This window comes from Pantoea sp. Fr-CA_6 (assembly GCF_024520895.1).
GTDB classification, from domain to species: domain Bacteria; phylum Pseudomonadota; class Gammaproteobacteria; order Enterobacterales; family Enterobacteriaceae; genus Pantoea; species Pantoea agglomerans.
This window is the reverse complement of the sequence record NZ_JALNPO010000024.1, coordinates 1-23,230: the sequence shown is the minus strand read 5'-3', so window position 1 is coordinate 23,230 and position 23,230 is coordinate 1. Positions and strand designations below refer to the sequence as shown.

The 23,230-nt window shown below is 54.4% G+C and carries 22 protein-coding genes; 7 read left to right on the top strand and 15 right to left on the bottom strand.

What is annotated here, in order from left to right:
- Positions 1 to 7: 7 nt before the first annotated feature.
- The 13 genes from licT to NR201_RS22090 all read right to left on the bottom strand — a co-directional run bounded on the left by licT (position 8) and on the right by NR201_RS22090 (position 12,415).
- Positions 8 to 841, bottom strand: coding sequence for a BglG family transcription antiterminator LicT (gene licT / locus NR201_RS22150; RefSeq protein WP_022624343.1), 834 nt, complete (start codon positions 839 to 841; stop codon positions 8 to 10).
- A gap of 615 nt (positions 842 to 1,456) precedes the next feature.
- A complete protein-coding gene (locus NR201_RS22145) occupies positions 1,457 to 1,801 on the bottom strand; it encodes a YebG family protein (protein ID WP_022624344.1) in 345 nt (114 codons plus the stop codon).
- Between the two features lie 158 nt (positions 1,802 to 1,959).
- Positions 1,960 to 2,754 carry an SIR2 family protein gene (locus NR201_RS22140; protein WP_010247078.1) on the bottom strand — a complete coding sequence of 265 codons (795 nt, stop codon included), beginning with the start codon at positions 2,752 to 2,754 and terminating at the stop codon, positions 1,960 to 1,962.
- Positions 2,751 to 3,311 carry a non-canonical purine NTP pyrophosphatase gene (locus tag NR201_RS22135; protein ID WP_010247077.1) on the bottom strand — a complete coding sequence of 187 codons (561 nt, stop codon included), beginning with the start codon at positions 3,309 to 3,311 and terminating at the stop codon, positions 2,751 to 2,753. Before NR201_RS22135 ends, NR201_RS22140 begins: the two co-directional genes overlap by 4 nt.
- A 156-nt stretch (positions 3,312 to 3,467) precedes the next feature.
- A complete protein-coding gene (locus NR201_RS22130; RefSeq protein ID WP_182505408.1) occupies positions 3,468 to 4,367 on the bottom strand; it encodes an ABC transporter substrate-binding protein in 900 nt (299 codons plus the stop codon).
- Positions 4,364 to 5,158, bottom strand: coding sequence for an amino acid ABC transporter ATP-binding protein (locus tag NR201_RS22125; RefSeq protein WP_022624346.1), 795 nt, complete (start codon positions 5,156 to 5,158; stop codon positions 4,364 to 4,366). Before NR201_RS22125 ends, NR201_RS22130 begins: the two co-directional genes overlap by 4 nt.
- Positions 5,142 to 6,068, bottom strand: a complete 927-nt coding sequence (locus tag NR201_RS22120; RefSeq protein WP_010247074.1) for an amino acid ABC transporter permease — start codon at positions 6,066 to 6,068, stop codon at positions 5,142 to 5,144. The genes NR201_RS22125 and NR201_RS22120 overlap by 17 nt, the downstream gene beginning before the upstream one ends.
- Positions 6,069 to 6,077: 9 nt before the next feature.
- Positions 6,078 to 6,596: a GNAT family N-acetyltransferase gene (locus NR201_RS22115; RefSeq protein ID WP_010247073.1), complete on the bottom strand. Its 519-nt coding sequence runs from the start codon at positions 6,594 to 6,596 to the stop codon at positions 6,078 to 6,080.
- Positions 6,597 to 6,606: 10 nt separating this feature from the next.
- The gene (locus NR201_RS22110) at positions 6,607 to 7,548 is read right to left on the bottom strand and encodes an ABC transporter substrate-binding protein (RefSeq protein ID WP_256850177.1); all 942 of its coding nucleotides are present in this window, start codon (positions 7,546 to 7,548) and stop codon (positions 6,607 to 6,609) included.
- An 11-nt stretch (positions 7,549 to 7,559) separates the two neighbouring features.
- Entirely contained in the window at positions 7,560 to 8,873 is a 1,314-nt protein-coding gene (locus NR201_RS22105; protein WP_033760494.1) for an LLM class flavin-dependent oxidoreductase, read from the bottom strand.
- 80 nt (positions 8,874 to 8,953) lie between these two features.
- Positions 8,954 to 10,105, bottom strand: a complete 1,152-nt coding sequence (locus NR201_RS22100) for an amidohydrolase (protein ID WP_158149883.1) — start codon at positions 10,103 to 10,105, stop codon at positions 8,954 to 8,956.
- Between the two features lie 23 nt (positions 10,106 to 10,128).
- A complete protein-coding gene (locus NR201_RS22095; protein ID WP_022624350.1) occupies positions 10,129 to 11,127 on the bottom strand; it encodes an MsnO8 family LLM class oxidoreductase in 999 nt (332 codons plus the stop codon).
- A 553-nt stretch (positions 11,128 to 11,680) separates the two neighbouring features.
- Complete coding sequence (locus tag NR201_RS22090) at positions 11,681 to 12,415, bottom strand: GntR family transcriptional regulator (RefSeq protein ID WP_010247068.1); 735 nt, start codon at positions 12,413 to 12,415, stop codon at positions 11,681 to 11,683.
- Between the two features lie 576 nt (positions 12,416 to 12,991).
- Here NR201_RS22090 and NR201_RS22085 point away from each other — a divergent pair.
- The 3 genes from NR201_RS22085 to NR201_RS22075 are packed head-to-tail and all read left to right on the top strand — an operon-like array spanning position 12,992 to position 15,175.
- Complete coding sequence (locus NR201_RS22085; RefSeq protein WP_256850176.1) at positions 12,992 to 13,441, top strand: PTS sugar transporter subunit IIA; 450 nt, start codon at positions 12,992 to 12,994, stop codon at positions 13,439 to 13,441.
- 48 nt (positions 13,442 to 13,489) lie between these two features.
- Positions 13,490 to 13,762, top strand: a complete 273-nt coding sequence (locus tag NR201_RS22080; protein WP_010247066.1) for a PTS sugar transporter subunit IIB — start codon at positions 13,490 to 13,492, stop codon at positions 13,760 to 13,762.
- Between the two features lie 39 nt (positions 13,763 to 13,801).
- Positions 13,802 to 15,175, top strand: coding sequence for a PTS ascorbate transporter subunit IIC (locus tag NR201_RS22075; protein WP_022624351.1), 1,374 nt, complete (start codon positions 13,802 to 13,804; stop codon positions 15,173 to 15,175).
- Between the two features lie 115 nt (positions 15,176 to 15,290).
- Here the strand turns inward: NR201_RS22075 and NR201_RS22070 are convergent, their stop codons facing one another.
- Positions 15,291 to 15,704, bottom strand: coding sequence for a type II toxin-antitoxin system HigA family antitoxin (locus NR201_RS22070; protein WP_010247064.1), 414 nt, complete (start codon positions 15,702 to 15,704; stop codon positions 15,291 to 15,293).
- Positions 15,701 to 16,012 carry a type II toxin-antitoxin system HigB family toxin gene (locus NR201_RS22065; protein WP_010247063.1) on the bottom strand — a complete coding sequence of 104 codons (312 nt, stop codon included), beginning with the start codon at positions 16,010 to 16,012 and terminating at the stop codon, positions 15,701 to 15,703. The genes NR201_RS22070 and NR201_RS22065 overlap by 4 nt, the downstream gene beginning before the upstream one ends.
- A 440-nt stretch (positions 16,013 to 16,452) precedes the next feature.
- Here NR201_RS22065 and NR201_RS22060 point away from each other — a divergent pair, with 440 nt between their 5' ends.
- The 4 genes from NR201_RS22060 to NR201_RS22045 all read left to right on the top strand — a co-directional run bounded on the left by NR201_RS22060 (position 16,453) and on the right by NR201_RS22045 (position 22,969).
- On the top strand, positions 16,453 to 18,006 hold the full coding sequence (locus tag NR201_RS22060; RefSeq protein WP_033780266.1) for an aspartate aminotransferase family protein: 1,554 nt from the start codon (positions 16,453 to 16,455) through the stop codon (positions 18,004 to 18,006).
- Positions 18,007 to 18,016: 10 nt separating this feature from the next.
- The gene (locus tag NR201_RS22055; RefSeq protein WP_256850175.1) at positions 18,017 to 19,309 is read left to right on the top strand and encodes a lysine N(6)-hydroxylase/L-ornithine N(5)-oxygenase family protein; all 1,293 of its coding nucleotides are present in this window, start codon (positions 18,017 to 18,019) and stop codon (positions 19,307 to 19,309) included.
- 1 nt (position 19,310) lies between these two features.
- Positions 19,311 to 21,665, top strand: a complete 2,355-nt coding sequence (locus NR201_RS22050; RefSeq protein WP_256850174.1) for a GNAT family N-acetyltransferase — start codon at positions 19,311 to 19,313, stop codon at positions 21,663 to 21,665.
- Between the two features lie 77 nt (positions 21,666 to 21,742).
- Complete coding sequence (locus tag NR201_RS22045) at positions 21,743 to 22,969, top strand: MFS transporter (protein WP_179256484.1); 1,227 nt, start codon at positions 21,743 to 21,745, stop codon at positions 22,967 to 22,969.
- The last annotated feature ends 261 nt before the right edge of the window (positions 22,970 to 23,230 follow it).

Below are 23,230 nucleotides of genomic sequence, written 5' to 3'. Positions count from 1 at the left end.
ATGGAGCTTATTGCCCCTCTTTTCTCACCCGTTCGATGTTAATGGCGAGAAACATGATCTCTTCTGCGGTCAGATCACGCTGATAGCTTTGTTGCAGATGCTGCGCGATTTTCACCGCACATTTCCAGGCTTTGGGATAGTTATCTTTTACTGCTGTATGCAGCGATACATCGTCATCGTCCACCACGGTACGCGTCAGCATCCGCTGAGCAAAAAACTTCAGATGAGTGACAAAACGCTGGTAACTCAGCGACGATTCGATGTACTCCAGCTGCAGTTGATACTTCACCAGTTGCAGAATCTCCTGCATAACCCGGGTGACATGCATCACTTCCGGCATTTCATTATTGAGCTGCGCCGTCACCAGATGTAGCGCGATAAATCCGGCTTCATCCTCCGCCAGTTCGACATTCAGACGACGTGAAATGATAGCCCTGGCCTCCTGACCCAGTGCGAACTCTTTGGGGTAGAGGCGTTTGATATCCCACAGCAACACATTTTTAATTGCCAGACCTTTTTTCTGCCTTTCAATGGCAAAGTAGCAGTGGTCGGTCAACGTGATATACAAGCTCTCCTGCAATGTCCCCAGACGTTGTGTTGCAAGATCAATAATGCGGTCGCAGGTGGTCATCACTTCAGGAGGGATCTGGTGTAACAACTCCTCCAGACGACGTACCAGCAGATCACTTTGCAGCGCAAATACCTTCTCAATGTGCGCAGCGTTGAGACTGTCACCGATGCGCTTCTGGAAAGCCAGCCCACGCCCCATCACGACCTGTTCGCGTCCCTGCTCATCCTGAACCATCACCACGTTGTTATTAAGAATTTTGGCGATTTTCATCGGAACCCCAGAAACAAAAAAACCTGACATCCGACAGAGGCCAGAAGTCAGGTTTTGCCTGCCTAAGCAGTAACAATCCAGTTCGGGAACTCTATCAGTTTTAGTCGTGACCTCAATCTGTCAGGGCAAAAAGCGTGACAGCGATCGAAATCCTCTTATTAACTTAAAAAGTGACTACCGTGTTGAGTTCAGTCACCCAGGCATCCTGCATGTGGCGATACCCGCCGGACGAGACCAGTATTAAAGCCGGGGGTGCGGTTCCGGGCAGCAAAAGGGGTATGACGCTCAGTGGAATGAAAACTCACGTTATGGAAGGAAGATGGTCATGCGAGGAAGGTCGTCTGAAAAAGCGACTAATGGACTGCAGTGTTCATTAACTGCCATTTAGCGACTAAAAACACAACGCTTTGAACGCTTTTGTCACTGATCACAATGTTTTGATTTATCGGACGAAAAGTTTTTAACGTGTGAAATCGTTCTGTTGAGCGTCAGAGCCCGTTATGCAGGGTAAAAGAGTGGAAGGAAGACTATCTGTAAAGAAGTTAGCAAGAGAGCAGATCAAACCGCTATTCAGAAACAGCAACGCCGGAAGGTTCGCTTCCGGCGCTGTTGAGATTACGCGGCTTTAACGGCGCGCACTTTCTTTGCAGCAGGCTCTTCCTGCGGCTCATCCGCGCTATCGTCTGAGACAGCTTCTGGCTGAGAGACGGGTGCTGCTGCCGCTTCCGGCAGTTTGCTGGTGCGCAGAATATGCTGAACCGCATCTTTTTGCTCTGCAATCAGCAGGCCCAGCGTTTCTGCCTGAGATTCATCCAGTGCAGGTTGATGCTGTAACAGCCAGTCGGTGAAGGCTTCGGCCATATCGAGCATTTTGTCGTAGGCATCGGCCTCTTTCTTATTGGCAAACGTCATCTTCTCTTCACCCTTTCTGACTACTACAAATTTTGTTTCAACAGCCATCTTTTCGCCCTCAGGTACTGTGTATACATACAGTATATCATGCCGATCCTGCTTTGCCAGCAGAGAATAGAGTTTATCGGTTGTGCACGGGCTAACCTTAACCTGGCACAGGCTTTTTTCATTTTTCCTGACGCATTCTCCGCCGCGAGGGCCGGCGGCTACACCAGCAGCTCTTCAAGAAACATCGCCAATGCCTTACGGGGATCGTCCTCTTCCGAGACGATCACCTCGATCCCCCACTGCCCCAGCACCTCTTTGGCCACCGGGTTGTTCCGGTTAGTGAACAGGTACGATTTTGGCCGGGCGGTTGCCAGCCCGGTGCGGCCCCACATCTTGGTCAGACGGTAAAACAGCAGGCGAATATTGAAATCACTGATGCTGTAGCCGACAAACAGCACTGAGTTGCCCATCACATCGTGAGTCAGTTTAATGTCGAGCGGCGAATCAAAATAGAGGCGTTCAAAATAGCTGCTCTCATCGAGCACGATTGAAGTGTCATCATCAAAATCACCGTGCAGCTTGATGATGTGACGCTTATCTTCGGTGAGAGAAACCAGGTCCGCGGCGTTTGCCACTTTATAATAGGGTACGCCGTGCGCTTCATGCGCCGCTTCCAGCCAGCGATCGTAATTGGTGGTGTAGATACGCGAGAAGTTACCCTGGGTAATCATGGTATGAATTTCAGAAGAGCGGACATCAATATCGGGGCGATGCCATTCGCGATCCATCCAGCTGCGCAGCGGGCCAAGCGAACCTTTTTTCTGTTTGTAATACTCCGCCAGCGACAGGTGCGTGCCATAGGTATTAAAGATTTTTGGATCGTAACCCAGCTCATTAGCAAGATGCGCAATCAGTTCATGCCACTCGGGCAGGCCAAAATTGCGCGAAATACCGGCACCGGCAAACAGAATCAGTTTGCCGGAATCATAGGCGCGTTTGAGTTCAGGTTTCATGCCATGCCCCGCGAGGTTTTTAAAAAGGTGGCGAAGCGATCCAGCGCGATGCGCCGCATCGAGATCTCATTCTTGAGTTCGCCCATTTCAGCAAACGTCTGCTCATAGCCTTCGGGAATAAAGACGCAGTCCCACTGAAAGCCACGCGTTCCGGCAGGTTTCGCGGCGATAGTGCCGCGCAGTTCGCCCGAAAACTGGTACATTTTGCGGCCATCGCAGTAGCCCAGCACCGTTTTGGCCGTCACGGCCTGGCTGTCGAGCCCCTGCACCAGTGCGGTAAAGCGCTCAGCGTCCAGGCGGTTCCAGAAGATGCGGGTCAGACCGGCGGGCAGGCCATTGAGGCCATCCAGATAGAGGCCGGTATGCTCTACAAATAGCGGTCGCCCAATCAGCGAAAAGGCTTTGGTCAGTTTGTCGCGTACCAGGTCGAGTTCGTTTTCAGTCTGAATTTCTTCGATGCGACGGGCGATGGGCAGAACTTCGACCCCGACAGGTTCGAGTATTTTGCGCACCTCCGCCAGCTTTTGCTCATTGGCAGAAAGGAATCTGATTTTCATGGGGCTTCCAGGTCAATTACTCCGCCACGCAGTGAGGATTTTACGGAAACAGGCGGGCAGGATAAATCACTAACGCTGGAGAGTGTAGTTCAATTCTGTGCTCATCAGGTTGAAGTGCGCAGAACCGGCCGCAGCAGGCGAGCCGGTTCTGCAGACTCAGTAAACAATGCCGGGTGGATTCACCGTGGACTGAGTGATGGCCTCATCCTGTTCGCCCCAGCGTGCCAGCACCTGCTGATACTGCCCGCCTGCGATGATGCCATCCAGCGCAGCCTGCAGCGCGGGTGCCAGGCCATTGCCCTTTTTGGTGGTCACGGCTACCCAGGCGCGAAACGGTCCGCTGCCAACCAGCTTTGTCTGTCCGCGTGACGCCACTTTCCAGGCCGCCATCGAGTGAGGGCCAAACATCGCATCTGCCCGTCCCGACAGTAGCGTCAGCGTCGCGGAGGCATCATCAGTCAGGTAAATCGGCGTTACCGCAGGCAGACCTTTAGCCCGGTTCTGCTCATCCCAGCTCAGTAAAATACGCTCCTGATTGGTGCCCGAGGCGACGATAATCCGCTTACCGGCAATATCCGCCGGACTATTAATCTTGCTGATATGACTGTCGCTTTTCACCGCAAAAGCGTGGTTGTCGGCGCGATACGTCGCAAAATCGAACTTCTTCTTGCGCTCTTCGGTCACGGCAATATTGAACATCGCAACATCATAGCGTCCGGCGCTGATGCCCAGCGGCCAGTCCTCCCAGGAAGCCGGAACCAGCCTGAGTTTCAGCCCCAGGCTATCAGCAAGGAGTCGGGCGATATCGGGATCGCTGCCGATCCGCGTGACGTTATCAGACGCCAGCAGCGACAGCGGCGGCGAGTTGGTCGCCGAGGTAGCGACCGTCAGGGTGCCCGGTTCGATAAAGCGGTAATTGGCCGGAATTTGAGCAATAGCCTGCGGATTGGCCGGGGCATGAATCGGCGTCTCGTTGTGCAGGACATCGAGCTTCTCAGCCGCAGAACAGGCCAGTGCCGGAAGCAGCGTCAGAACCGTTAACGTTAATGCCCTCATAACACGCGCGCCAGAAAACGGCGGGTGCGCTCATGACGCGGATTATTAAGCACCTGGGTGGTGCTGCCCTGTTCCACAATCCGGCCATCCACCATAAAGACCACGTTGTCCGCCACTTCACGGGCAAAGCCGATCTCATGCGTCACAATCACCAGCGTAGTGCCGGAACGCGCCAGCTTTTTAATTACATCCAGCACTTCGCCCACCAGTTCAGGATCCAGCGCCGAGGTCGGCTCATCGAACAACATGACCCGTGGATTGAGCATCAGCGCACGCGCAATCGCGATGCGCTGTTGCTGCCCGCCCGACAGGTGACGCGGCCACGCATCGGCTTTATGCCGCAGCCCTACAATATCCAGCAGTTCGCCCGCACGCTGTATCGCTTCCGGTTTCGTTAACTGACGATGGGCAATCGGCGCTTCAATCAGGTTATCCAGCACGCTGAGGTGTGGGAACAGATTGAAGTTCTGGAACACGTAGCCGACGTTGATGCGCTGGCGCAGAATCGCCTTCTCTTTCAGTTCATACAGCTTATTGCCGCGCTGCTGATAGCCGATGTAGTCGCCATCAATCTGAATAAATCCTTCGTCGACCCGTTCCAGATGATTGATGGTGCGCAGCAGCGTGGATTTACCGGAGCCGGACGGCCCGAGGATCACCGTGACGGACCCCGGTGCCAGTGACAGCGATACATCATCCAGCGCTTTATGTTTACCAAATCGTTTACTGACGCCGGTGATGCTGATGGCACCGGTAGTGTGTGAGTTGCGGTAATCAATGGCTTCGGACATGGCTGATCTCCTCGGTCGGATGAAGTGGCGTGACGCGGTTGCGCCATTGTCGCCAGCGCGACGGTTGCGGTTCACGGGTGACGCTGCGGGCCATCCAGCGTTCGGCGTTGTACTGAATCACGGACAACACGGTGGTGATAATCAGATACCAGGCGGCACCAACCATCAGCAGTGGGATTACTTCCTGATTGCGGTTGTAGATCATCTGGATGGTGTAGAAAAGCTCCGGCATCGCCAGCACATAAACCACGGATGTGCCTTTCGCCAGACTGATGATCTCGTTGAACGCGGTGGGAATAATGGCGCGCAGCGCCTGCGGCAGAATGATGCGGAAGGTGCGGCGTGTGGCGGAGAGACCCAGCGCGGACGCGGCTTCCACCTGACCGTGATCGACGCCGAGTATCCCGCCGCGAATAATTTCCGCGCTGTAGGCCGCCTGCACCAGCGTCAGACCGATAACGGCTGCCTGAAACTGCCCCAGCACGTTAATCGTCTGATACGCCCCCCAGGAGAGGCCGGTAAACGGAATGCCGACAGACAGGGTGTCGTAGAGATAGGAGAAGTTATAAAGAATGATCAGTACCACAATCAGCGGCAGTGATCTGAACAGCCAGATATAACCCCACGCCAGTGTACTCAGCAGCCACGATGAGGAGAGACGTGCCAGCGCCAGCAGACCGCCCAGAAACAGACTGAATATCGTACCCAGCAGCGTCAGCAGCAGCGTCTGGCCCAGACCGTGGAGGATCACCGGATCAAAGAACCAGCGGGCAAACACGCTCCATTCCCAGCGCGGATTAAAGGCCACTGACTGCACCACGCCTGCCAGAATAAACAGCGCAACGATAGCCCCTGCCGTGCGTGCCGGGTAGCGTGCCGGCACCACCTGCAGATGTTGATGTTTGCTCATGGTCACCTCTTAACTTGCCGCGGCGACGTTATAGACGCCGATCACTTTGATAAAACGCAGTCGTCCGTCGTGCGGCGGCTGGCCATAACGCTCCAGATCCCCGCTGAGATCGAACTGTGGCTGATAACCGTGACCGGTATAGAGCCGCACCGCCTCCGGCTGACGGAAGCCGGTGGTGAGAAACAGCCGCTGATAGCCCGCCTGTAAGGCGCGACGCTCCAGCTCCTGTAACACCACCAGCGCCAGCCCCTGACGCCGCAGATCGCTGCGGGTCCAGATGCGCTTCAGCTCGGCGGTCTGCGGGTCATAGGGTTTATAAGCGCCCATCGCGATGATCTCGCCGTCACGCTCCAGTACGATAAACAGCCCCTGCGGCGGCAGATACCATTCGGTCAGCTCCTGTTCCAGCTCGTTACGACGGGAAAAATAGTCGCCATAGCGTGCGGAATATTCGCCAAACAGGCCGCCCAGGATCGGTTGCAATTCCGGCGCGTCGGGTGAAACTTCGCGAAAAGTGGATTCACTCATGGTCAGCTCCTTAGTCGCCCAGCCCGGCGGGATTGATTTCGGAACGATCGATCTTCTCAACACCTTCACCCCAGCGGTTCAGCACCTTCTGATAGTCACCGTTGCCGATCACGCCGTTCAGCGCGGTGCTGATCGGTTCCGCCAGGCCGCTGCCTTTCTTCACGGTAACGGCAATGTGCGCCGCTTTGGGCCAGCCGCCATCGACGCTGCCGACCAGACGGGTTTTACCGGTCAGTGCCGCTTTCCAGGCACCAATCACATTGGGACCAAAGAAGGCATCGGCCCGGCCTGCCTGCAGCGCCAGCGTCTGTGCGGCATCATCTTTGGTATAAACTGGCGTAAAGGCTTTCAGGCCTTTAGCCTGATTCTCTTTATCCCACGCCAGCAGAATTGCCTCCTGATTGGTGCCGGATCCCACAATGATCCTCAGCCCGGCAATGTCTTCTGCTTTGGTCAGTGACTTTATCGGGCTGCTGGTTTTGACATAAAAACCCAGTGAATCTTTGCGATAGGTAGCGAAGTCGAACTTCTCTTTACGATCTTTGGTCACGGTAATGTTGGAGATCGCCGCGTCATACTTGCCCGAGGCCACGCCCAGCGGCCAGTCTTCCCAGGACGCTGGCACCACGTTGAGTTTTAATCCCAGGCTGTCAGCCACCAGCCGGGCAATATCCACTTCGCTGCCAAGCAGGGTTTTGTTGTCATCGGAAAACACCGTTAACGGCGGGGAGTTCAGCGCTGCGACTGCCACGGTAAAGGAACCCGGCACCACAAAACGATGACCCGCAGGCAGCTGCGCGATTGCCTCTGGATTCTTCACGGTATTGATCGGCGCTTTGTTAGCTTCAAGGCTGACGCGCTGGCCGTTATAGGAGACGCTGGTATCTTCAGCCAGCGCATGGCTACTGGCCGCCAGAATAAGCAGGGCGATAAGACGCGATGTTTTGTTCATGGCTTGTGCTCTTATTGTGAGGTGAACTGATTAACGGGTTGTTTCAGGGCGAAGCTGTCACGAAGCGTGCTGCCCGGATAGTCGCGGCGCGTCAGGCCGCGAGCCTGCAAAATCGGCACCACGCGGTCGACAAAACGTTCAAAGGTATCGGGCGTGCCGCCGTTAATGATGAAGCCGTCAGTGGCGTGGGTTTCAAACCAGAGCTGCAGGCCATCCGCCACCTCTTCCGGCGTGCCGTGAAACAGCGGGCGTGGTGTTGCCGCTTCCAGCGCGGCCTGGCGCAGGGTATGCCCATGCTGCTGTGCTTTGCGTTTGATCTCGTCGGTGGTGCTGCGGAAGCTGTTCTGACCGATGTCACCGATATCCGGGAACGGCTGATCCAGCGGATACTGTGAGAAGTCGTGATGGTCGAAGAAACGCCCGAGGTAGTTAAGTGCATCGGTAATCGACACCAGCGCCGCCGTGGTCTGATACTGGCGTTCCACGTCCTCGGCATCATCGCCAACAATTACACTGACACCCTGGAAGATGTGCAAATCGTCTGGCTGACGGCCATTCGCCACCAGTTGCTGTTTCACATCCTGGTAAAATGCCTGCGCCTCTTCACGCGTCGGCTGATGGGTGAAGATGGCGTCAGCATGACGCGCCGCCAGTTTTTTACCGTCGTCGGACGCGCCCGCCTGGAAGATAATCGGACGACCCTGCGGCGTGCGGGCGATGTTCAGCGGCCCCTGTACCTGGAAGAAATCACCGTGATGATCGAGCGTGTGCAGCTTCGCCGGATCGAAAAATTGTCCGCTGGCCTTATCACGTACAAAAGCATCCTGCTCCCACGAATCCCACAATCCTTTCACCACCTGCAGATACTCATCGGCAATGCGGTAACGCAATGCGTGCTCCGGGTGCTGCTGACGCGAGAAGTTTTTGGCCGAGCCTTCCAGCGGTGACGTCACCACGTTCCAGCCCGCACGCCCGCCGCTGAGATGATCAAGGCTGGCAAACTGACGCGCCACGGTGAAGGGCTCGCTGTAAGAGGTCGATACCGTGCCAACCAGCCCCAGATGTTCAGTGACGCCCGCCAGCGCCGAGAGCAGCGTCAGCGGCTCAAAGCGATTCAGAAAGTGCGGGATCGACTTTTCGTTAATAAACAACCCGTCGGCGACAAACAGAAAATCGAGTTTGCCCTGCTCCGCCTTGCGGGCAATTTTTTTGGCGTAATCCAGATTAATACTGGCATCGGCCTGCGCCGCAGGATGGCGCCAGGCGGACATGTTTCCCGATGCGCCATGCAGAATGGTGCCCAGCCGAAGTTGTCTTGTGGTCATGATGCTCTCTCTTTTTTAGTCGTAGCGATGCCCGACGACGGTGGTCAGAACCGTCGTGCTGTAGCGGGTTGCAGATGAATTCAGTTCAGAATGGCTTCCCGACATCGCGCGTTAAGATGTTGCAGCGCCTGGCGGGCCAGTCGGGCGAAGTAGTCGGCGGCGGGCGCAATCAGCGCCTCATCCGGGGTAAAGCTGGCATGGTGCAGACCAAAGTCACTGGCGCTGCCGATGCTGACAAACGCCCCCGGCACCTGTTGCAGATAAAAGGCAAAATCCTCCCCCAGCAGATGGAGATCGGCGGTCTGCACCCGATAGCCCGCCTGCTGCGCCACTTCGCTGCTGAAGGTCGCCCAGTGCGCATCGTTAATCAGCACTGGCGGGCCAGGATGCCAGCTCAGGGTTGCCTGCGCGCCATTGGCGTCGGCGAAGTGCTCAACCAGCGTGCGCACCCGCTGTTCCAGTTCGGCGCGCACCTGTAAATCGTGGGTTCGGGCCGTGCCGCCAAACTCAACGCCGCCGGGTAATACATTCCAGCTTTTGCCGCCGTCGATGCGGGTAATGCTCAGTACCAGACTGTCCAGGGCACTGAAGCTGCGGCTGGTGAGTCCCTGTAACGCCTGGATAATCTGGCTGGCCGTCACAATGCTGTCGACACCCTGCTCCGGATACGCGGCATGTGCGCCTTTGCCGGTGACGCGGATAATAAATTTGTCAGCATTCGCGTAGAACGCCCCGCTGCGGGTGGCAAAGGTGCCGACGGGCAGCGAAGGCTCGTTGTGCATCCCGAAGATAGCCTGCACCTCATCCAGTACCCCCGCCTCAATAAACTGACGCGCACCGCGCGCTATCTCTTCAGCAGGCTGGAACAGGATGCGCACCCGGCCAGGTAATAGATCGGGCTGTGCGTTGAGCGTTAACGCCGCGCCCAGCATGACCGCACTATGCAGGTCGTGGCCGCAGGCGTGCATCACGCCAGGATGGCGGGAGTGAAAACGCACCCCGCTCGCCTCATGGATCGGCAGCGCATCGATGTCGGCGCGCAGCGCGATCACCGTCTCTCCGCTGCCAATTTCTGCCACCACGCCGGTTTCCAGTGGATAGTCCAGCAGCCGGATGCCCGCCGCCTGCAGCCAGCCCCGCAGTCGCGCGGTGGTGGCGAACTCCTGACCCGACAGCTCCGGCCAGGTGTGCAGTTCGCGTCGCCATTCAATCAGTTGTGACTCAGGGTTCATGATGACTCTCCACTGACGGGGATTCAGGCTGCGACCAGATGATGCGTGGCCAGCAGTTCAAGTGACTGCAGACGTGCAACCGGCTCGGTAATCGGCGTGTCGATAACAAACTCATCAATGTCAAAATTATGATGCAGCGCGTCCAGCTGGGCATGAACCTGCGCCGCCGTGCCTTTCAGAAGTGACGGCGTGCGCGGCTCAATCTGATAATCGCGGTATCCACCCTGACGCACATAGCGCTCCGCCTGTTCCAGACTGGCAACGTTGACGCTCGGGCCATCTTTCACCGCTACATGATAGTGACGAAGATTGGCTACCAGCAGGTCAGCCCCGGCGGGTGAGTCGGCTACCACCACCTGCACGGCCACCAGGGCGCGCTGACCCTGGCTCAGGCGGGAGTAGGTACTCAGCGCATGCTCCAGCAACTGGCGGTCACCATTGAGGTGAGCGGCAAAGACAAACTGCCAGCCCAGACTGGCGGCCAGCCGGGCGCTCTCTTCACTGGCACCCAGCAGAAAACGGTTCGCCGGACGTGGCGGCAGTGGCGTGGCGGCTAAACCCTCGTCATCAGGATCAGCCTGACCGGGCTTCAGCCAGCTATCCAGCAGCTGAAGCTGTTCGGCAAAGCTCCCTTTTTTAGCAGCATCAACACCCTGTTGCAGCGCATGGGTGGAGAGTGGAAGTCCGCCCGGCGCTTTGCCCACGCCGAGGTCAATGCGGCCCGGTGCCAGCGAAGCGAGCAGATTAAAGTTCTCTGCCACTTTATAAGGGCTGTAGTGCTGCAACATCACGCCGCCCGATCCGACGCGAATATGTCGTGTCTGGGCAATGATCCAGGCAATCAATACCTCAGGTGAAGGACTGGCCAGCTGCGCGGTGTTGTGATGTTCCGCCAGCCAGAAGCGGTGATAACCCCACTCCTCTGCCCGCTGCGCCATCTGCAGCGTGCGCTGCAGCGCCGCGGTGGGTGATTCACCCTGCAGCACGGGCGCTTTATCTAACAGACTTAATCGATATGCCATTCACCTGGTCCTTGTTTATTCCGGTTGCAGACCAGTGTGCTGCGCAGTCGATCATTGGTAAAACATCATATTGTTTTATGCATTATTGATTTCGTCATAATGGAGAACAGTGAGAAGTGAAAGAGGGAAAACGGGCTCTGAAACAGGTAATCAGGCAGATATTTTGCGTATAACGCTATTTGTTGCCTGATATTCAGGTGAGTAAAATCGGCGAACTGGCAAAGGTTTGCAGAAAATCGTCTTACGTATGGAGAGATGACAGCTGTTGTTAGCCGCGACTGCAGAAATTCAGACAGCCTGAATTCAGGGCATTGAAATACATTCTTCACAGGATGTTGAAGCACGGGTCGCCAGATAGATAAATAAGCATATGAAGAATGCAATTGAGTCAGAGATAACTCATTGCAACTGCCAGATGATTTACAGGACCTTATACATTATCCGGAATTAAGATCCTCTACTGTAATGAGAGGTGTAAACCGGGCATGAATCTGTCTGATAGGGTCATATCCGGGCACAGCAAAGCATTGAGCCCAGAAACAAGATTATTTTTCTAAGGCCGTTGCGAATTTTGTTTCAACGGGAAAAATCGGGTGTTGATAAGCGCCACATTGACTTCACATGGAACGCCGTCGTCGAGATAAACAGTTTCATTAAGCTGAATGACAGCATCCCCTTCCGCTAAATTAAGCAGTGTAAGCGACTGTGTATCCGTAAGATTGACGGCCGTTAAATGCTGGTCCCTTAGCTGCACTTTCTTACCGGTAACTTCTTCAATGTAGGCATATTTTGACAGTTCCAGCTTGCTGAACTCCATGCTGCTAAACATATTAACCGGCAGGTGAATATGTTCCAGAGCTACCGGGATGTCATCGAAACACATCAGGCGTAAAATTTTATAGATCTGATCGCTGTTTTTAATACGCAGCGCCTGAGCGATATCAGCAGAAGGAACCTTGATTATGCTGACCGATATGATTTTTCTTACACCTTTATGGCCATTTCTTTGCGCCTGATAATCAAAAGGTGAAAGCACATGATATCGGTTCGCCTGGCTGCTCATCTCCGTGGAACCGACAAAAATACCCGACCCTTTAACCCGGTAAATTCTCTGCTGCTCCACCAGAATGCGTGTGGCTTCACGCACCGTTGCGCGAGTAATGCCGATGCTTTTGGCAATTGATATTTCGGTATCCAGTTTCTCTCCGGGTCGAAGGCCATCATCCTTAATTTTATTGAGGATGTAATCAACAACCTCTTTTTGTTTTTCAGTAATGCCATCAACCATTGGCTTTCTTCCCGTTTGAGTGAAGGACAGACTCCCTCTAATCCGTGTCAGTACAGTTCTGCCTGACATTGCCGGATGAGTACCACTTCCGCTAGCTGAATATGTGATCAACTTATCAAATTGGCACTGATGTTAAGCCTGATAAGCAATATTTTAACTTTACATGTTGTGTCCGTACACGTCGAAGGACATCATCAGGATGACTAGACACCTTTAACATGTACAGATGTGATGACCGTTGTGAAATATAACTCCATCTGAACAATGAGAAAATATTTTTTTAATAACTCCATGAAAATCATGAATTTTAAGGAAGTTACCACCTTTTACTACATTCGATTTTTGTGTCGCTCTGCTGACAGAAAGTTTATCTAAAAAAGTGACAACGGGGGTTTTGAGTGAAACTGACTGTACATACTCAGGAATTTATGAAAAATCGGAATGCATAACAGGCCCTGTTCCGGTTGAGAAAATTTTATATGAGATGGGTTATGCGCAACCGGGAGCAGGCAAACGCCACACGGTTTATGCGTTTAGTTAAATTTTATTGCGCATTTAAACAGGAGGAGTAAGACGATGTCACACCTGGCTAAGTGGTTAAATAACGAGAAAATCCAGTACGTCGAAAGCGTGACTGACTGGCAGGAAGCGTTAGTTATTGCGGGACGTCCTCTGCTCAGTGAGGGCGCAATATCGCAGGATTATATTGATGCGATTATTCAGCAAAAAGAGGAGATCGGCCCCTTTTTTGTCATCGCGCCGCAGATTGCCATGCCCCACGCACGCCCGGAACAAGGCGCACACAAACTGGGGTTGTCGATTGTGCTGCTGGGTACAGCAGTGAAATTTGACTCCAAAGAGAACGACCCGGTGAAGGCTATTTTCATGTTTGCCGCACCGGACAGTAATAGCCATATCGAAATGATCTCCCAGCTGGCGGAAGTGCTGTCCGATGAAGAGATCATGGCGCAGATATTCAATGCGAGCAGCAAAGAAGCGCTCATGACGATTTTATCAGGCGTTTAGTCTGCCCGTTGAAACGCGACTTTTAATCATTAGTTAATGAGGTTTGATATGAAAATTATGGCGGTGTGTGGTTCAGGTTTAGGCAGCAGCTTCATGATGGAAATGAACATCAAGAAAGTGCTTAAAACGATCGGTGTTGAAGCTGAAGTTGAACATTCGGATCTCGGCTCTGTCACCCCCGATGTGGCGGATGTTTTTGTTATGGCCAAAGACATTGCTTATAGCGCAAACCTTCCTGAACAGAAGGTCATCATCATTAATAACATCATTGACCTGAAAGAAGTGGAGCAGAAAATACGTGAGTATTTTGAGAAAAAGTGACGCTAATAATTAGATAAACACCTTACCCTCGAGGTTAATATGTTTACTCAAAATCTTTTGCAGTTCGTCGTCGACGTGCTGAAAGTGCCCTCTATATTAGTCGGACTGGTGGCATTTTTCGGACTGATTGCGCAGAAGAAGCCGTTTCCTGATGTTATCAAGGGCACGGTAAAAACTATTCTGGGCTTCCTGGTGCTGGCAGGCGGTGCGACCGTTCTGGTCGGTTCACTGACGCCACTGGGCGACATTTTCAAACATGCGTTTGATGTTCAGGGCATCATTCCTAATAACGAAGCAATGGTCTCTATCGCTCTGGCAAAATATGGTGCGCCTACCACGATGATCATGGCCTTCGGCATGGTCGCCAACATCGTTGTCGCCCGCTTCACCCGACTGAAATATATCTATCTGTCAGGGCATGTGACGTTCTATATGGCCTGTATGATCGCGATTATTTTATCGGTTGCCGGTTTTGAAGGTATTCAGCTTATTTACACCGGGTCACTGCTGTTGGGCATTCTGATGGCCACCTTCCCGGCGATCGCCCAGCCCTATATGCGTAAGATCATTGGTGGCGATCATGTCGCGCTGGCGCATACCGGGACAATTGGCTATGTCTTATCAGGCTGGATCGGCTCTTTGGTAGGCAAAGGATCTAAATCCACCGAAGAGATGAACATGCCAAAAAACCTCAGTTTTTTGCGTGACAGTACCATCTCAATATCTCTGACGATGATGATTATCTACTTAATCCTGTCGGTGTCTGCCGGTAAAGACTATGTAGAGGCTAATTTCAGCAATGGTCAGAACTACCTTGTTTACTCCTTTATCCAGGCCATTACCTTCGCGGCGGGTGTCTTTATCATTCTGCAGGGTGTGCGCTTAATCCTGGCTGAAATTGTCCCTGCCTTTACCGGCTTTTCAGAAAAACTGGTTCCGGAAGCCAGACCGGCGCTGGATTGCCCGATTGTCTTCCCCTACGCCCCGAATGCGGTGCTGGTTGGCTTTATCTCCAGCTTTGTCGGTGGCCTGGTGGGGCTGTTTGTTCTCGGTCAGCTGCATTGGGTATTGATTCTGCCGGGTGTGGTTCCTCACTTCTTCTGTGGCGCTACGGCTGGCGTGTTTGGTAATGCGACCGGCGGCAAGCGTGGGGCGATTTGCGGTGCCTTTGCTCATGGCCTGTTAATCACCTTCCTGCCTGTCGCCCTGCTGCCGGTACTCGGACAGATAGGGCTGACCAACACCACCTTCTCGGATACCGACTTCGGCGTCACCGGCATCCTGCTGGGTAATATGGCTCACTTTATGGATAAGGGAACCATTACCATGATTATCACCGGCATTTTTGGCTTGTTAGTGATTTATAACTTTACGGCTAAAAAGAAGACACCTGTAGAAACGAATGCAGGATAATCAGAACGCTTAATGGCAACCAGAAATGGCAATGAGCGCTTTCTGGTTGTTTGTGGAATACCTTCATCATTCAGTTTCCAGAAAAAAAACCGCACTCATATAAGTTCAGGCTAAGTTATTCAGCGAATGCTTCAAACGGCAGGTTAAAACGCGCTGCCAGTCGGGCTTTATGTTTATCCGTCAAAGGACGATCACCACGCAGGATACGACTGACATAAGAGCGCTGCCCTATTTCATCCGCAAAAGAGGATTGAGTCAGGCCGTGCTGATCCATGATGACTCGCAAAAGTGCTACTCCGCGCGGAATAGCATCAGTACGCGCGTTAAACGCAGCGAACTCAGGGGCGCTGTTTTCGTATCGGGCGACTTTATCAGACAGTATCTCTACTAACGGGCTGTCCGGCTGGTGCTCAACCAGATATTCAACCAGTTCCAGCGCCTGCTCGTAGTCCCTTTTATCGGTACTGCCTCCCAGAAAGGGAACAATTCTGACCAGGTCATTGGTCGCCTGGATTGCTTCGGTAATCATTCTTTACTCTCCCGGTACTTCTTCACCAGCTTGTCATATTCCGCATGCGTCACGATGTGTTTGATAAAAATTTTGCCGCGATCAAAGTCAGCATAAAACATGATTCTCAGGCTGTTTCCGCCCACATCGATTACCCACCACTTTTCCCGGTACTTCATGCGGTCAAGGCTCTGAAAGCGAATTTTCAGCGCATCTGGCGTGGCAAAGTTTTCGTCCCTTAGGACCAGATAAGCCGCATCCAGTGCGGAGGCATGATTTGGATAAATTATTGCCGCTTCCCTGAACGGCCCTCTTGAGATGATATGCATTTTTCTCTCAAACTTTCCATGTTGGAAACATTCTAACCCACAAAGCTAATGTTTCCAACATGGAACACACGCAGATGAGTTCTGAATGAATTGCTGGCGCTAAACCGCGTAAAAAAAGGATTATTCCGATCCAGAAAAGTGATCAACATCACATTTTCAACATTAGACATACTAATAAATAAAATTTAACAACAAAACATTTGAATGATAATGATTAACATTTACACTCTCATCCGCATATAACAAAGCGTTTAACGCTGCCAAATCCACAAATAATATGCGGTATTTACTCTTTTTAAGGTGAAAACACTAATCCATTTAATGGTCAGGGTTTTTATCTGGTTAGTTAGTTTTATGTTTACTGGAGTTGTTGAGCGGACATCCAACGCTGCTGACCTTACGTCGGCAGGGTCACTGGTATTAACGCACAGGAACTGAACATGCTTTTACGCTCATCCACTCAGGCGGCACAGGATCTCGCGCCAGCATCCAATGCCAGCGGTGCCGAAACGGCTATTTTTAACGATCAGCAACTGGCGGCCTGGTCGCAGCAGACTCAGGAGGTGCTGGCGCTGATGACCCGTACCGTTACCGGCGTTGAGAAGCCTTTCAGCGGTATCCTGCCCCATGAACTGGCGGCGGAATTCAGTGAGGTCGATCTCGATCGTCCGCTGGGTAACAACGATGACGCCCTGACAGAGCTGAGCCAGCTCTATCTTCGTGACGCCGTCTGGTTTCACCACCCTAAATACCTGGCGCACCTGAACTGCCCGGTCGTGCTGCCCTCTCTGATGGCTGAGCAGATTATGGCGGCGGTGAATAGCTCGGTCGATACCTGGGATCAGAGCGCAGGCGGTACGCTGATTGAGCAGAAGGTGATCGACTGGACGCTTGGCCGCATCGGCCTGCCTGCCGGATCTGATGGGATCTTCACCAGCGGCGGCACCCAATCCAACCTGATGGCAATGCTGCTGGCGCGTGATAGCTGGTGCGCGGCACATCATCCGGGGCATCTGATTAAACATCGCGGCCTGCCTGAGACCGCGTCGAAATGGCGGGTGTTTACCTCGAAACTCAGCCACTTCAGCATCCAGAAATCGATGGCGATTTTAGGGCTGGGCTATGACGCAGTTATCGCCGTTGATCACGACGCCCACTACCGTATGGACGCAGCGTGTCTGGCGCAGGAGATCGAGAAATGTCGCAGTGAAGGGCTGATCCCGATTGCTGTGGTTGCCACCAGCGGCACCACGGACTTTGGCAGCATCGATCCGCTGCCGGAGATTGCCCGTCTCTGTGACAATTATGGTTTGTGGATGCACGTTGACGCCGCTTACGGCTGTGGGCTGCTGGTCTCAGAGAATCATCGCTCACGCCTGAATGGCATTGAACGGGCTGATTCCGTCACCGTCGATTATCACAAATCTTTCTTCCAGACCGTCAGCTGCGGTGCGTTCTTTGTGCGGGACAGCCACAATCTGAAGCATGTCACGCACCATGCAGATTACCTGAATCCGCTCAGCGCCCAGCAGGAAGGCACACCGAATCTGGTCAACAAAAGCATTCAGACCACCCGCCGATTTGATGCGTTAAAAATGTGGCTGACCCTGCGCGTGATGGGTCCGGCGGCGCTGGGTGACGCTTTCGATACGCTGATAGAGCTGACACAGGCGGCTCATGAGCGGTTAACTGCGCATCCTGCTATCGAAGTGCTGCACGCGCCTGAGCTGACGACTCAGATTTTCCGCTACGTGCCCGGCAAAAACGCCAGCGACGCACAGATCGACGAAATCAACGCCGCTATCCGTAAAGCGCTCTTCCGCTCCGGCAACGCAGTGATTGCAGGAACCAAAGTCGATGGGCGTCAGTACCTGAAATTCACCCTGTTAAATCCCACCACGACCATCGCCGACATCGAAGATGTGCTGAGCCTGATCGCGCACTATGGCCGCGAGCAGGTACGTGCGTCTGCGCTGAACGCGGCGAAACAGTGAGAGCTCTGAAATGAATAATTCCGTTTACGATTTTATTGGTATCGGTATCGGCCCTTTCAACCTGAGTCTGGCCTGTCTGAGTGAGCCGGTTGAGGGACTGAACGGTCTTTTCCTGGATGAGAACCCGGGCTTTGACTGGCACACCGGCATGATGCTGGAAAATGCCCATCTGCAGACGCCGTTTATGGCCGATCTGGTGACACTCGCCGATCCGACCAGCCCTTACAGCCTGCTTAACTACATGAAGGAAAAGGGGAAATTATACTCTTTTTATATCCGTGAAGACTTCTTCCTGATGCGCAAAGAGTATAATCAGTACTGCCAGTGGGCCAGTTCACGGCTCTCTAATCTGCGCTGGAACAGCCACGTTGAGTATGTCAGCTACGATGAGGCGGCTGGCGTCTATCAACTCCAGGTCACCGACACCCGGAATGGTCAGAAACAGAACTATCTGGCACGACATCTGATCCTCGGCACCGGGCCTAAAGCCTGGATGCCGGAGTGCAGCCAGCCGCACCGCCAGCGCCTGACGCACTCAAGCCACTATCTGGTCAACAAAGCGGAACTGCAGCAGAAGCGTTCCATCACCGTGCTGGGCAGCGGCCAGAGCGCGGCAGAAATCTACTACGACCTGCTGACCGATATCGACCGCTTTGGCTATCAGCTCAACTGGATCACCCGCGCGCCGCGCTTCTATCCGCTGGAGTACACCAAGCTCACGCTGGAGATGACCTCGCCGGAGTGGGTCGACTATTTCCACGCGCTGCCCGCCAGCACCCGCGACGAACTAAATGCGCGCCACAAGAATCTCTACAAAGGCATCAACAGCTGCCTGATAAACGACATTTATGACCTGATGTATGTAAAACAGCTCGATGGCGATCTGAACGTTAACCTGTTTACTCACTCGGCGCTGACCGCTATGCGCTGGCTGCCACAGGGAGAGTTCGAGCTGACGCTGCATCAGGAGGAGCAGGATTGCACCTTCACTCGTCGCACCGAAGGACTGGTGATGGCGACCGGCTATCACTACCAGCCACCGATGTTTTTAGAGGGCATCAACGCCCGCCTGCGCTGGGATGACAAAGGCCGCTACGACGTGCAGCGCAACTACAGCATCGATTATCACAATCAGATCTTCGTGCAGAACGCCGAACTGCACACCCACGGTTTTGTTACGCCGGATCTCGGCATGGCCTGCTACCGCAACTCGGTGCTGCTGCGCGAACTGACCGGACGCGAGGTCTACCCGATCGAGCGTCAGATTGCCTTCCAGACCTTCCCGGCTAAATCGGAGCACTGAGATGAGTTCACAAACACTGTTCAGCGCCGCCCGCCCCGCAGGCCAGTTCACCCTGAGGCCCATGCTCGCCAGCGATGCGCCGCTGATTCATCGCTGGGTCACCCGCGATTACGCCCGCTTCTGGGGCATGCAGCAGCAGAGCCTGAATCAGGTCGCTGAGTTCTATCAGACGCTGACTGCAGCCGATCCCCATGCTGCGCTGATTGGTTGCTGCAACGACCAGCCGGTCTGCCTGATTGAGTGCTATCGCGCCTGCGACGATGAGGTCGGCAAATTTTATCCTGCCGCACCCGATGATTACGGCATGCATATTCTGATTGCCCCCGCCAGCCAGCCGATCAGAGCCTTCAGCTGGCAGGTCTTCACGCTGGTGATGGACTACATGTTCAGCCGCCCCGAGGTGCGCCGCGTGGTGGTAGAGCCAGATGTGCGCAATGAGAAGATTCACGTGCTGAATAAGCGTGCCGGGTTCCGCTATCAGCACACCATCGACATGGGTCATAAAACCGCCTGGCTGGCCTTTTGCCAGCGGGAAGATTATCAACACGCGTTACTGCAGGAGTCGCAGACTATGAACACCCCCTCTTCTCTGATGAACGGTACACATCTGACGGGCGACCAATGGGCGCAGGCAAACCGCATGCTGATCCGGAAAGCGATTGCCGAGTTCGCGCATGAGAAAATCATTACGCCACAGGAGTCGGGCGACGGCAGCTATCAGCTTGCGGTGCCAGGCGGTGAAGCGAGCTACCATTTCCGGGCGTCGCGGCTGGCGCTGGATCACTGGGAAATCGACGACGGCTCACTACGCAAGCAGGAGAACGGTCGTGATCTGCCGCTGGATGCGTTGAAGTTTATCGTGGAGTTTAACGGGGAGATCGGTATTACACAGGCACTGCTGGCGACCTACATGGAAGAGATCAGCAGCACGCTGTGCAGCAGCGTTTATAAGCTGCAGAAGAATAATCCTGACAGCCAGGCGCTGGTCTCAGCCGATTTCCAGACGGTGGAAGCGGCGATGACCGAAGGCCATCCCTGCTTTGTTGCCAACAACGGGCGTATTGGCTTCGATGCCCATGATTATCTGGCGTATGCGCCCGAGGCCGCCGCGCCCGTTCACCTCATCTGGGTCGCGGTTCATCGCCGCAACGCCCATTTCTCCAGCCTCAGCGAGCTGAGCTATGAGCAGTTGATGCGTGATGAACTGGGCGACACCACCCTGGAGCAGTTTACTGCGCAGCTGGTGAATAAAGGGCTGGCGGTTGAGGAGTATATCCTGATGCCGGTGCATCCGTGGCAGTGGCAGAACAAGCTGCTGACCGTGTTTGCGGCAGACATCGCCAGTCACGATATTGTTTATCTCGGCACCGGAGACGATGCTTACCAGGCGCAGCAGTCGATCCGCACCTTCTTTAACCGCAGCCAGCCCACGAAGCGCTACGTGAAAACCGCCCTGTCGGTGCTGAACATGGGCTTTATGCGCGGACTGTCCCCCTACTATATGGCGACAACGCCCGCGATAAACGGCTGGCTGGAACAACTGGTTGCTGGCGATGCGTGGCTGAATCGCTGTGATTTCCGCATCCTGCGCGAAGTCGCGGCGGTCGGCTATCACAACCGCTACTATGAGCAGGCGATCAAAGGCGACTCCGCCTATAAAAAGATGTTCGCAGCGCTGTGGCGGGATAATCCTGCGGCCAGCCTGCAGTCCGGCCAGCGTCTGATGACCATGGCCTCTTTCCTGCACGTCGATCACCATCAGCAGGCATTGCTGCCTGCGCTGATAGCGGATTCTGGTTTGCCCGCGAAGCAGTGGATAGAACGCTACCTGACCTGCTATCTCAGCCCGCTGCTGCACTGCTTCTATCAGCATGACCTGGTGTTTATGCCGCACGGTGAAAACCTCATCATGCTGCTGGAGAACAACGTGCCGGTCAGTGCATACATGAAGGATATCGGCGAAGAGATCGCCGTGATGAATCCGGATGCGGTGCTGCCGGAAGGCGTGCAGCGTCTGGCGGTGGATGTGCCGGAGAACCTGAAGCTGCTCTCGATCTTCACCGATGTGTTTGACTGCATCTTCCGCTTTATCAGCGCGATTCTGCATCAGTCAGGAACGCTGCCGGAGGAAGAGTTCTGGCAGGCGGTGGCGCAGTGCGTGAAGGATTACCAGCAGGCGCACCCGGAGCATGCCACTAAGTTCGCGCGCTATGACATGTTCGCGCCGGAGTTTACCCGCTCCTGTCTGAACCGCCTGCAGCTGGCGAATAACCAGCAGATGATAAACCTCGCCGATCCCGCTGAGAACCTCAAGTTCGCCGGAACGCTGAATAACCCGATCGCCCGCTGGCGATAAGCGTTACACCGTCACGCTGAAATTATGCGGTCACCCTGGTGGCCGCTTTTTTAATGGCTTTATCGCAGGTATCCGTAATGGTTTCTTTCGAACCGGTCGCGCAACTGACCCGACGACATCTGATTTTTCCGCTGTCGCTGGTGTTGTTTGAGTTCGCTACCTATATCGCTCACGACATGATCCAGCCTGGCATGCTGCTGGTGACTCAGGAATTTAAGGTCGGGCCGGAGTGGGTCTCTACTTCGCTCACCGCCTATCTGGCCGGTGGCATTATGCTGCAATGGCTGCTTGGCCCCCTCTCTGACCGTATCGGGCGGCGTCCAGTGCTACTTAGCGGCGTGGCCTTTTTTATGCTCTCGTGTGTGGCAACGCACTGGGTGCAAAGCATTGAGCAGTTCGTCCTGCTGCGTTTTCTGCAGGGCGTCAGCCTCTGTTTTATTGGCGCGGTAGGCTACGCGGCGGTGCAGGAGGCGTTTACGGAATCGCTCAGCATCAAAATGATGGCGCTGATGGCCAACGTCGCCCTGCTGGCCCCGCTGGCCGGTCCGCTGGCGGGTGCGGCTTTTCTTACCGTGGGTGAATGGCGCACCCTGTTCTGGCTGATTGGCGCTATTGCGGCGCTGGCGCTGGCAGGTCTGTGGTATGCGATGCCCGAAACCGCAGGTGACCGGCAGAAACCGCTGTCGCTGCGATCGATTATCAGCGGTTACGCGGCATTGCTGAAGGATCGTCAGGTGATGCGCGGCTCGCTGGCCATCGGGCTGGTCACCGTGCCCTGCATCGCATGGGTCGCATTGTCGCCGGTGATATTAATCCACGATGCGGGACTCAGCCGCATCGGCTATGCGTTGTTACAGCTGCCGGTCTTCGCCGCCATGATTGCGGGCAACCTGACGCTGGGACGCTTATCCAGCCGTCTGCCCATTGAACAGCCGTTACGGCTCGGTGCCTGGCCGGTGGTCTGCGGGCTGGCAATCGCAGTAACCGCTACCGTGCTAAATCCGCAAAGCTATCTGTGGCTGACTGCCGGAATTAGCCTCTACGGCTTCGGTGCCGGGCTGGTCAGTGCCGGACTTTATCGCATGACGCTTTTTTCCAGCAGCGCCGGAAAAGGCAGCGTGGCAGCGATGCTCGGCATGGTGAGTATTCTGATCATCGCGCTGGGCATTGAAGCAGCCAAAACCGCATATTTTAGTTACGGCACCGGCGGCTTCAGTGTGGTGAACCTGATCTGCGGTCTGCTGTGGCTGGTTCTGGTCAGCGCTTTTCTGCGTGCAGGCCAGCGGAAATTGTGCGCGGAATAGCGGACCCTTATGAATCCGCTGTGTGACGTTGATAAAATATAACCCGGCAGGATGGCAGAAATTTATTTGCCATCCTGCAACTGAAATAAACAGATTACATCCCACCCCATCCCTAATGCCCGTCAGTTAAGCGACAGATGATAACGCAGTCTGGTGCGTATTGTTAAAAAGGGCACGAGAGTGAAGGCCTGAGCGCCTCTGCTGCTGAAAGGGCTATCCGCAGCGCTGAGGCGTGACGGCGGGCCAGAAGTCCACGCCGGG